The sequence below is a fragment of the Pseudonocardia sp. 73-21 genome (assembly GCF_001899645.1).
Taxonomy (GTDB): Bacteria; Actinomycetota; Actinomycetes; order Mycobacteriales; family Pseudonocardiaceae; genus Pseudonocardia.
Genome location: NZ_MKVV01000095.1, coordinates 45,683 through 55,138, shown reverse-complemented (window position 1 = coordinate 55,138; position 9,456 = coordinate 45,683). Strand labels below are relative to the sequence as shown.

The 9,456-nt window shown below is 73.2% G+C and carries 14 protein-coding genes; 7 read left to right on the top strand and 7 right to left on the bottom strand.

The window, feature by feature from the left end:
• Together BGP03_RS30325 and BGP03_RS30320 are read right to left on the bottom strand one after the other, a co-directional pair.
• Window positions 1–864: AraC family transcriptional regulator (locus tag BGP03_RS30325; RefSeq protein WP_299738384.1), on the bottom strand; the 864-nt coding region annotated here is incomplete at its 3' end.
• 53 nt (window positions 865–917) lie between these two features.
• Window positions 918–1,961 (bottom strand): alpha/beta hydrolase, encoded by a 1,044-nt coding sequence (locus tag BGP03_RS30320; RefSeq protein WP_298796798.1) that lies wholly within the window; start codon window positions 1,959–1,961, stop codon window positions 918–920.
• A 225-nt stretch (window positions 1,962–2,186) separates the two neighbouring features.
• Here BGP03_RS30320 and BGP03_RS30315 point away from each other — a divergent pair, with 225 nt between their 5' ends.
• Genes BGP03_RS30315 through BGP03_RS30300 form a run of 4 tightly spaced genes read left to right on the top strand, consistent with a single transcriptional unit; the run spans window position 2,187 to window position 4,333 of the window.
• Window positions 2,187–2,894: a maleylpyruvate isomerase N-terminal domain-containing protein gene (locus BGP03_RS30315; protein WP_298796796.1), complete on the top strand. Its 708-nt coding sequence runs from the start codon at window positions 2,187–2,189 to the stop codon at window positions 2,892–2,894.
• 17 nt (window positions 2,895–2,911) lie between these two features.
• Window positions 2,912–3,280, top strand: a complete 369-nt coding sequence (locus BGP03_RS30310) for an anti-sigma factor antagonist (protein WP_296367491.1) — start codon at window positions 2,912–2,914, stop codon at window positions 3,278–3,280.
• Window positions 3,281–3,323: 43 nt separating this feature from the next.
• Entirely contained in the window at window positions 3,324–3,791 is a 468-nt protein-coding gene (locus BGP03_RS30305) for an ATP-binding protein (RefSeq protein ID WP_296367489.1), read from the top strand.
• 2 nt (window positions 3,792–3,793) lie between these two features.
• The gene (locus tag BGP03_RS30300) at window positions 3,794–4,333 is read left to right on the top strand and encodes a uridine kinase (RefSeq protein ID WP_298796793.1); all 540 of its coding nucleotides are present in this window, start codon (window positions 3,794–3,796) and stop codon (window positions 4,331–4,333) included.
• Between the two features lie 155 nt (window positions 4,334–4,488).
• Here the strand turns inward: BGP03_RS30300 and BGP03_RS30295 are convergent, their stop codons facing one another.
• The gene (locus tag BGP03_RS30295) at window positions 4,489–5,142 is read right to left on the bottom strand and encodes a TetR/AcrR family transcriptional regulator C-terminal domain-containing protein (protein ID WP_296367484.1); all 654 of its coding nucleotides are present in this window, start codon (window positions 5,140–5,142) and stop codon (window positions 4,489–4,491) included.
• 70 nt (window positions 5,143–5,212) lie between these two features.
• Between BGP03_RS30295 and BGP03_RS30290 the strand changes: the two genes are divergently transcribed.
• Together BGP03_RS30290 and BGP03_RS30285 are read left to right on the top strand one after the other, a co-directional pair.
• The gene (locus tag BGP03_RS30290; protein ID WP_298796790.1) at window positions 5,213–6,160 is read left to right on the top strand and encodes an acyl-CoA desaturase; all 948 of its coding nucleotides are present in this window, start codon (window positions 5,213–5,215) and stop codon (window positions 6,158–6,160) included.
• Window positions 6,157–6,546, top strand: a complete 390-nt coding sequence (locus BGP03_RS30285) for a DUF5994 family protein (RefSeq protein WP_296367481.1) — start codon at window positions 6,157–6,159, stop codon at window positions 6,544–6,546. The genes BGP03_RS30290 and BGP03_RS30285 overlap by 4 nt, the downstream gene beginning before the upstream one ends.
• A gap of 48 nt (window positions 6,547–6,594) precedes the next feature.
• Here BGP03_RS30285 and BGP03_RS30280 read toward each other — a convergent pair whose 3' ends face one another.
• Window positions 6,595–6,732 carry a helix-turn-helix domain-containing protein gene (locus BGP03_RS30280; protein WP_298796788.1) on the bottom strand — a complete coding sequence of 46 codons (138 nt, stop codon included), beginning with the start codon at window positions 6,730–6,732 and terminating at the stop codon, window positions 6,595–6,597.
• A gap of 9 nt (window positions 6,733–6,741) precedes the next feature.
• Complete coding sequence (locus BGP03_RS30275) at window positions 6,742–7,059, bottom strand: cupin domain-containing protein (RefSeq protein WP_298796786.1); 318 nt, start codon at window positions 7,057–7,059, stop codon at window positions 6,742–6,744.
• Between the two features lie 127 nt (window positions 7,060–7,186).
• Here BGP03_RS30275 and BGP03_RS30270 point away from each other — a divergent pair, with 127 nt between their 5' ends.
• Window positions 7,187–7,444, top strand: a complete 258-nt coding sequence (locus BGP03_RS30270) for a hypothetical protein (protein ID WP_296367478.1) — start codon at window positions 7,187–7,189, stop codon at window positions 7,442–7,444.
• 88 nt (window positions 7,445–7,532) lie between these two features.
• On the opposite strand, the gene BGP03_RS30265 is transcribed toward BGP03_RS30270, so the two are convergent.
• Window positions 7,533–8,357 carry a carbon-nitrogen hydrolase family protein gene (locus BGP03_RS30265; RefSeq protein WP_296367477.1) on the bottom strand — a complete coding sequence of 275 codons (825 nt, stop codon included), beginning with the start codon at window positions 8,355–8,357 and terminating at the stop codon, window positions 7,533–7,535.
• A 160-nt stretch (window positions 8,358–8,517) separates the two neighbouring features.
• Window positions 8,518–9,441, bottom strand: coding sequence for a cation diffusion facilitator family transporter (locus BGP03_RS30260; RefSeq protein ID WP_296367476.1), 924 nt, complete (start codon window positions 9,439–9,441; stop codon window positions 8,518–8,520).
• Window positions 9,442–9,456 lie beyond the last annotated feature (15 nt).

The window sequence follows — 9,456 nt, the reverse complement described above, 5'->3', positions numbered from 1 at the left end:
GGCGACCTGCAGGTCCAGGTGCACCCGGGCGAGCCGCACCTGCCGCAGGTGGGCCATCGGCGCCGTGCCGACGTGCCGCGCGAACCCCGCCTGGAGCCCGCGGGGGGTGACGCCCACCCGGCGGGCCAGATCGGCGACGGTCCACGGATGGTCCGGCTCCGCCTCCAGCAGATCGACGGCCTCGCGGATCGTCGCGGGACGCGGCGTCGCCGGCCGGTGGGCGAGCAGATCTCGGTACGGATGGTCGACCGCGTGGAGGAACGCGGCGATGACGCTGCGGGCCAGCGGCCGCGCCACCACGGGATTCCCCAGCGGGCCGCCCGGGTCCTGCGCGAGATCGATGAGGGAACGGGCGAGTCCCCACCACTGGCGGCCCGCGCCACCGGTCAGGTCGAGGCTCGGCCCGAGCGCCACGGTCGACCGCACCGGGCGGTCGGTGAGCTCCTCGAGCGTCTCCTCGAGCGCCCCACGCTCGATCTTCAACCCGAACAGCTGCCCGCCGCCGGCCCATCCGTGCAGCCTGGTGCGGCCGTCCGGCCGGTAGACCGCCGCGAGGCCCGCGGCGGCGCAGACGTCGGCGTGCCCCGTCCACGTGCGCAGATGCCCGTCCAGGGGGACGTTGACCTCGTACCCGGTCTCCAGCGCGTCGGTCTCGATGCGCACCTCGCCCGCGTACCCGAGCAGGCCCGCGGACACCGGACCCAGACCGACCGCCGACAGCGACATCGCGAAGGTCCGGGAGTCGTGGAGGACGGCCATCCGGTGCGGGAAGTACACCTCGGCGCACGCCAGCCGGGCCTCGGCCTGGTCCGAGGTGGTGATCGAGATGCCGGGCATCGTCGCCTCCGCGTCGTCGTCGACCACCCTGCCGGTCCGGGCGGGCGCGTCAACGGCGGTGTTCGGCGCCGGCGAACGGGTCAGCCCAGGAAGTCCAGGAGGACCGCGAGCCAGCGGTCCTCGGCGTCGACGTGCGGGCCATGGCCGGAGCCCTCGAACATCTCGACGCGGACGGCGCCGCCCGCGGCCGCGTAGCGGTCCAGGACGTCGCGGATCTGGGTGACCTGCGGCTGCGCCGGGTGGACGTCCGCGCCGGGCCAGCCGGGCACGACACCCGCGGCGCCGAGCACCCCGAAGTCCAGCGGGGAGGCGTCGGAGACGATCAGGTCCGCCGTGCCGTGCGTCCAGAGGACCGGCGGTTTGGGGTCGAGGTCGACGATGTCGTCCCACCGGCAGTACTTGGGCGAGAGCGCGTTGAGGATGCCGCGGGTGCCGGGGGCGATGCCGGGCCAGTTCGTGGACGACGCGGCGTCGCCCGGGTAGCCGTCGTCGCCGATCAGGGTCTTGTGGATCTCGGCGACGAGGACGTCCTCGCGGTCGGCGGGGAGCTGGTGGTCCGGCGACCAGTACAGCGCGCGCATCACGTTCCGCGCGGTGAACGGGTTGTCCGGGGCGTCGTCGCCGCTGGTCAGCGCGGCGATCAGCGCCGGGTTCGCCCCGCCGCCCCCGGAACCGGCGTGGTCGTCGTGAACCGGTGAGCCGTCGCGGTGGACGGCGCCGAAGCCGAACGGCGAGACCGGGTCCAGGAACGTCAGCGAGGCCACCGGGTACCGCGTCGCGAACGACGCGATGGCGGCCCCGGCCGTCGACCAGCCGACGAGGTGCGGCGGCGCCTCGATCCCGAGGGCGACGAGCAGCGCGGCGGTGTCGTCCGCCCAGTCGGCGAGGCCCCGGGTGGCGTCGAGGCTCTTGCGCTCGGAGTCGCCGAAGCCCCGCATGTCCGGCGCGAGCACCCGGAACCGGTCGGGGATCCGCGGCAGGAGGTGCTCGTAGAAGCGGCCCGTCGAGAGGTTGCCGTGCACCAGCACGAGTGGCGTGCCGTCGGGGCGTCCGGACTCGAGGTAGTGCATCCGCAGCCGGTCGGTGTCGGCGGTGGCGGACCGGACTCCGGGCAGCAGCGTCATGGGGCGATCGTGTCCAGGCCCCGCCGCCGGGTCAATCAGCCGCTCGGTCGAGTGGCTCCTCGACCTTCGGGCAGCTGCTCATATCCTCGTGGATACGCGCCGGTACCGATCGCGCTGGCAACGCGGGGAAACGTCCGTGTGAACCTCTCACGGGTAACCCCCCGCGTCGGCACGCGATGGCCACATGAGAAGTTCGACGGCCACGCACGAGGACGACGGCAGGACATGACGACCGCACGACTGATCCCGAACCGACCCGCGCCGGCGCGCCCGGGAACCAGCTCGTCGGCCGCACTGCGGATCGCCTACTCCGACCTCGCGACGATCGCGGCCACCCTCGACGAACCGGACGCCTGGCGTCCCACGCGGCGCGCGGGCTGGGTGGTGTGCGACCTGCTGCTGCACCTGCTCGGCGACGCCCAGCGCGGCCTGGTGGCGCTCGCGACGCCCGCCGCCGGCCCCGCCGACCGCGACGCCACCACCTACTGGCGCAACGCCCGGGGCGACCGCGATCCCGAGTTCCGCGAGCTGCGGGCCCAGCGCACGATCGCGAGTGCGTGGGGGCTCGACGCCCTGACCCGCACGTTCGTCGACACCAGCCGCGCCGTCGTGACGCTCGCCGGCCGGACCGCCCCGGACGCCCTGGTGGCCACGCAGGACCACGTGCTGCGCGCCGACGACCTGATCACCACGCTCGCGGTGGAGGCGGCCGTGCGCCACCTCGACCTCGTGGTCGACCTCGGCAGGCCCGGCCCCCGGGCCGAGCCGCTGGCCCTGGTGCGCCGCACCCTCGACGCGTTGCTGGGCAGGCCCGCGCCCACCGAGTGGTCCGACGAGTGGTGGGCGCTGCTGGGCACCGGTCGCGAGCCGTTGAGCGGGCGGGAACGCCGCGAGCTCGGGGCGGACGCGGCCCTGCTGCCGCTGCTGCGCTGACGGTTATCCTCCCGCTCGTGGAACGGCCGGAGCGCGAGCAGATCATGAAGGTGCGGACCGACGACCGGCCCGACGCCGTGGTGCTCGGCGTCGACGGCGAGATCGACGGGCTGACCGCTCCACGGTTGCGCGCCGCCATCGACGCCGCCTACGAGCAGCTCGACGGACGCCCGCTGGTCGTCGACCTCACCGACGTCACCTTCCTGGGGTCGCCCGGCCTGCAGGTGCTGCTCGACAGCGCCCGCGAGGCCGTCCACCACCGGGGGTTCGAGACGCTGCGGATCGTGGTCGACCACACCCGCCCGGTGGTGCGCCCCATCGAGCTGACCGGCCTCGACGCGGTCCTCACCCTGTTCCACAGCGTCACCGATGCCCTCGATGGTTGACCCACCGGGTGCGTCCGATCACGCCCTGGAGGACACTTCCCGCGTGCCTCCGCTGAGCGACCGCGACCGCAGCCGGGCGCACACGGACGCCGAGCTGCGGATGACGCTGTCGGCCGAGCTGGCCGCCCCCTCGCTCGCCCGCGAACGGCTCTCGCGCTGGCTCGCCGGCCACCGTTGGCCCGCCGGTCAGCGCGACGACCTGATCCTCGCCGTCAGCGAGGCGGTCAGCAACAGCGTCGAGCACGGCTACGGCGTCGACCACGGTGCGGTCGTCGAACGGGGCGGCCCCGTCGAGGTCCACGGGATCGTGGTCGCCGAGCCGGACGGTCGCCGTCGCGCCGTCCTCACCGTCGTCGACCGGGGCTCGTGGCTGCCGCCCTCGGCGTTCCGGGGCAACCGGCGCCACGGGCTGCCGCTGATGGAGGCGTGCGTCGAGACCCTCACCGTCGACGGCACCGACGGCGGCACCACCGTGGTGCTGCGCAGCCGCGCGGTGCCGCCACCCGCCTGAGCGTGCTGGACCACCTGGCCACCCGGGTGCACGCCGCCGAGCCGCGGTGCGGCGGCACCCGGCTGGTGTGCGTGGACGGCCCGTCCGGGTCGGGGAAGACGGTGCTCGCCGAGGGGCTCGTCGCCGCGCTCGGAGGCGCGCCGCTGCTGCACATGGACGACCTCTACCCCGGCTGGGACGGTCTCGCCGCCGCCGTCCCGTTGCTGCACGAGTGGGTCGTGGGCCCGCTGGTCGCCGGGAGACCCGCCCGCTACCGCCGCTACGACTGGGCCCTCGGCCGGTACGCCGAGGAGCACGACCTGGGCACGCCGCCCGTTCTGGTGGTCGAGGGGGCAGGCTCCGGGGCACGGATCATCAGCGCCCACGCGGTGCTCCTGGTGTGGATCGACGCACCTCGCACCGAACGCCTCCGGCGCGCGATGGACCGCGACGGCGAGACCTACCGCCCGCACTGGGACCGCTGGGCGGCACAGGAGCAGACCCACTTCGCGACGGAAGGCACGCCGGGGCGGGCGGACGTGGTGGTGGACGGCACGCGGTGATCCGCGCGAACAGGGCCCGCGCGCGAGCCCTCGATGATGGCGGTACAGCAGCAATGCGTGCCCGAGATCACCCGCGCCAGACCCGGTAGGGCCGGTCGGGGACGGCACCCCGATCTCCCACACCCATGCATTCGTGGTGTCACATCAACCCCACGTCACCCCACCGCGGTACGCGCCCGCAACCCCGCGAGCACGATGTCGAGGCCCTCGTCGAGCTCGCGTCCCCCGTCGTAGGCGGCGAGGGCGCCGGCCAGGGAACGCAGGCGGGGGAAGTCCGCGATCGGCAGCCGGTGCAGGCCCAGCCGCAGCACGTCGTCGGTCTCGTCGGGCGCCACGACACGCTCCTGCAGCTCGTTGAGCAGATGACCGTTCAGGAAACCCATGTAGAGGCGGTAGGCGTAGAGCGCGCCGCGCTCGTCGAAACCGGCCCTGACCAGCAGCCCGAGCAGCTGTTCCAGCGGACGCAGCGTGCCCAGCGGCCGGCGGGCCAGCGGCGTGGCCAGCGGACGGGTCACCAGCAGCGGGACGACGTGTGGGTGGGCGAGCGCGAGGTCGCGGTAGGCGTGGGCGGTGCGGCGCAGCGCCTGCTCCCAGTCGTCGTCGGCCACCGGCACCTGCAGCTCCGACATCACCAGCTCCACCACCCCGTCGAGCAGCGCCTCCTTGCTCTCGGCGTGCCGGTAGAGCCGCATCGGGTCGCGGTCGAGCGCCTTGCCGAGCCGGCGCATCGACAGCGCCTCCACACCGTCGGTGTCGACGAGCCGCAGCGCGGTGGCGAACACCTGCTCCCGGGTGAGCGGACTCGTCACATTGTTCCTTTCGTCGATACACCGTAGTGTCTACACCGTAGCGCCCCCGATCCGAGGAGAACCGCCCCACGTGACCCCATCGCTCACCGCAGAAGCACCGACCCGAGGCACCCCGATCATCGAGGGGCGGCGGGGGTTCAGCGAGAGCGTGCTCGTCCACGTGTTCGTGATCGTCCCGGTCGTGGCGCTGGTCCTGGCCGTGCCGCTCGCCTGGGGATGGGGCCTGAGCTGGCTCGACGTGGGGCTGGCCGCCGCCATGTACGTGATCAGCATCCTCGGCATCACCGTCGGGTTCCACCGGTACTTCACCCACCGGTCGTTCGTGGCCACGCCCGCGCTGCGCAGCGCGCTGGCCATCGCGGGCAGCCTCGCGCTGCAGGGCGACCCGATCACCTGGGTGGCCGACCACCGTCGCCACCACGCGTTCTCCGACAAGGAGGGCGACCCGCACTCCCCGTGGCTGCACGGCACCGGACCGGTCGGGCTCGCGAAGGGCTTCTGGCACGCGCACATGGGCTGGCTCTTCGAGGCCGACAAGACCAACGCCGACCGTTTTGTGCCGGACCTCCTGTCCGACCCGGCCGTCGCGCGGATCAGCCGTCAGTTCGGGATCTGGGTGGCGGTCAGCCTGCTGCTGCCCGCGCTCGTCGGCGGCCTCGTCACGATGTCGTGGGCCGGCGCGCTCAGCGCGTTCGTCTGGGCCGGGCTGGTGCGCGTCGGGCTCGCCTACCACGTCACGTGGTCCATCAACTCGATCTGCCACATGATCGGCAACCGGCCGTTCGCGGCCCGCGACCGCTCGGCCAACGTGTGGCCGCTGGCGATCCTGTCGATGGGCGAGTCCTGGCACAACCTGCACCACGCCGACCCGACCTGCGCCCGGCACGGCGTGCAGCGCGGCCAGATCGACATCTCGGCCCGCACCATCTGGATCTTCGAGAAGCTCGGCTGGGCCCGCGACGTGCGCTGGCCCACCACCAAGCGCCTCGCCCGGCTCACCGCAGAGAGAAGCTCATGACCACCACACCGCGTCTCGTCCTCCGCCCCACCGGCCTGCACCTCGGCGCCGTCGACGGGGTGTGGTGGCCGCACGAGTACAGCGCCGACGAGCTCCTCGCGGTGGCGGCGGCCGTGGAGCCGTCGTTCCAGAAGGTGGTGCGCGTGGCCCTGAGCACGGAGGGCTGGGCGGACATCCCGCGCCGCATCGGCACCGGTGACGACACCCTGCGCATCGACCTGTTCCGCACGGGCGAGCGCCACACCGTCCGCCTCGTCGGCGAGGACGGACGCCTGATGGACCTGCTGCTCATCGCGCCCGACACCGAGGCCGGCGCGGCCGACGCCGAGATGAAGGCGGGCGCCGACACCGACGACCTGCGCACCGTGGCCGAACTGCTCGGCTGATCAGCGCCGCACCCGATCAGCGCCGCACCTGATCAGCGCCGCACCTGATCAGCGCCGCACCGAACCCGGTGCCACCCCGACCACCCGCTTGAACGCCCGGCTGAACGCCGCCGCCGAGCGGTAGCCGAGCCGGCCCGCCATCTCCGCGACGGTGTTCTCGCCGTCGCGGAGACCGTCGAGGGCCACGTGCATCCGCTACCGCGTCACGTACTGCATGGCGGGCTCCCCCACCAGCTCGGTGAACCGGGCCGAGAACGCCGAGCGTGACATCGCGGCGCCGTGGGGCACCAGCACGAGGTCCCCCGCACGCAGCACCGTGCCGCCCTGGGCGGTCTCGAGCGCGCCCTCCCCCGCCGTGACGACGTGGAACCACAGGGCCCCGGGCACCGCCGGGATTACCATCCCCCACGGCGCCGTCAGCTCGGAACGCGTGTAGTACGTGCCGCTCATCCGCAGGAAGTGCAGGGCCTCGCCCACCGGGTCGGCGGGGGTCCACGGGGGTTGTCGGTCCACCCCCCGAGCGTTCCCCGGGAAGTACCCGGCGTCCAGGACCCCGGACGATCGGGCACGAGACCCGGACGTCCGGTCATTCCGCGTCCAGCAGCACCCCCGGAAGGCGGACGGCGCCGAGGCCGCCTACGTGCTGATGCCGTTCGACCCGACCGCCCCGGGCACGGGGTTCCTGACGAGCCTGCACGACCAGGAGCAGCGGTTGGCCGACCTGACCGGCGTCGACGTGCTGCTGCTGCGGCCGGGCCTGTTCTTCGAGTCGTTCCTGCCCGCCCTGGACGCGATCCGCACCCACGGCGCGCACGTCGACTCCCGGACGACGAGATGGCCGACCTGCTGCGCGGGGCGGGGCTGCCGGCCGACCTCGCCGACCTGCAGGTGGCGATGAACCGGGCGTTCACCGAGAAGGTCGTGGTCGCGCACCGCACCCCGTCCACCACCACGCCGACGACCCTGCGGCAGTGGGCCGCGGATCTTCAGCGGTCGACGTCCGGGCGTCGTTCCTCGAGGTGGGCGAGCACCCGCCGGACGCCGGCCAGCGACGACTCCACGTCCAGCTCCGCCACGGCGATGCCGGCCTTCGACCAGGTCCGGGCGAGGATCTCGCCGTCCGGCCCCACCACCTTGGCCTGGCCGAGGAAGCGCATCCCGCCCGACGTGCCGGTCAGGTTCGACGAGACGAGCACGACCTGGTTCTCGGCGGCGCGGGAGCGGTCGTAGAGGTCGAACAGCCGTGACTGCCGGTCCTCCGACATCCGCGGCGCCCGGTTGGTGACGCTCGTGGGCCACGCCGAGAGGCACGCGAGCACCTGCGCGCCGTCGAGCGCCAGGCTGCGGGCCGACTCCGGGAAGGTCTTGTCGTAGTCGACGAGCATCCCCAGCCGGCCGACCGGGGTGTCGATCGCCCGGAACTCCGAGCCCGCCGCGTAGACGCGGGACTCGCCGGGCGGCTGGTGCACCTTGCGGTGCAGGCCCAGCAGCCCGTCGCCGGTGAGGCAGGCGGCGGTGTTGTAGCACCGCTCGCCGTCGGCCTCGCAGAACCCGACGCAGACCACCATCTCCTTCGCCATGGCCGCGACCGCCGCCAGCTCCGGTCCGTCCGGGTGCAGAGCGGGCGGCAGCGACGACGGGTCGGGCTCGACGATGTCGTCGAGGTAGCCGCCCAGCGCGGCGTCGGGCAGCACGAGCAGCTGCACGCCGTCACGCCGGGCGTGCTCGACGAGGGTGCCGATGCGAGCGAGGTCGAACGCGACGTCCCGGCTGAAGCCGGCGGCGACCGCGCCGATCCGCGTCATGCTCACGACGTCAGAACATATAGGCCGAATCGATGATCGCGCCCTCGCGCTCGTGGTGGATCAACGTGCCCTCCTTGATGAAGGCCGCCAGCGAGGAGTTGATGTCGTGCTCGCCGGGGAACGCGGAGTTGCTGTGGCGGGGATGCCGCGCTGCGGTGAGGAACGGCTACGAGCCCGCGAGCGCCGTCCGGTCCAGGTCGGGCTCCAGGTAGATCAACCGCGCCTCCGGGACGGCGGCCCGCACCCGGGCCTCGGCCTCGTCGATGGCGCGGGCGACGTCCTCCACGGGCAGGCCGGGCGTCAGGGCGATCTTCGCCGCGACGAGCAGCTCCTCCGGCCCGATGTACTGCGTACGGATGTGGATGACGCGCAGCACGGCGCCCGACGTCAGACCGTCGGTGACCTTCTTCAGCACCGGGGCCGTGGCCCCCTCGCCCAGCAGCAGGCTCTTCATCTCGATGATCAGGATGATGGCGATGACGCCGAGCAGCGTGCCGATGGCGATGGTGCCCAGCGCGTCGAACACGGGGTTGCCGGTGAGCACCGTGAGCCCGACGCCGAGCAGGGCCAGCGCCAGGCCGATGAGCGCGCCGAAGTCCTCCAGCAGCACCACGGGCAGCTCGGGCACCTTGGCCTGGCGGATGAAGGTCCACCACGAGCCGGTGCCCTTGAGCGGCCGCGACTCGTGGATGGCGGTGCGGAACGAGAAGCCCTCCAGACCGATCGCGACCACCAGGATCGCGACGGCCACCAGCGGCGAGGTCAGCGGCTCGGGCCCCTCGAGCTTGTGGATGCCCTCGTAGAGGGCGAACACCGAGCCGAGCGTGAACAGCAGCAGCGCCACGATGAACGAGTAGAAGTAGCGGTCGCGACCGTAGCCGAACGGGTGCTCCGACGTGGCCGCGCGCTTCGCCCGCTTGCCGCCGAGCAGCAGCAGCCCCTGGTTGGACGTGTCGGCCAGCGAGTGCACCGCCTCGGCCAGCATCGACGACGACCCGGTGATCAGGTAGCCGACGAACTTGGCGACCGCGATCCCCGCGTTGGCCAGCAGCGCGGCCATGATCGCCCGGGTTCCCCCACCAGCAGACATGGGCGGAACCCTATC

Bases quoted from the DNA above. Each gene is read 5' to 3' on its own strand.
- BGP03_RS30260 (WP_296367476.1), bottom strand. From the start codon at position 9,441: ATGTCTGCTGGTGGGGGAACCCGGGCGATCATGGCCGCGCTGCTGGCC.
- BGP03_RS30315 (WP_298796796.1), top strand. From the start codon at position 2,187: ATGACGACCGCACGACTGATCCCGAACCGACCCGCGCCGGCGCGCCCG.
- BGP03_RS30285 (WP_296367481.1), top strand. From the start codon at position 6,157: ATGACCACCACACCGCGTCTCGTCCTCCGCCCCACCGGCCTGCACCTC.
- BGP03_RS30320 (WP_298796798.1), bottom strand. From the start codon at position 1,961: ATGACGCTGCTGCCCGGAGTCCGGTCCGCCACCGCCGACACCGACCGG.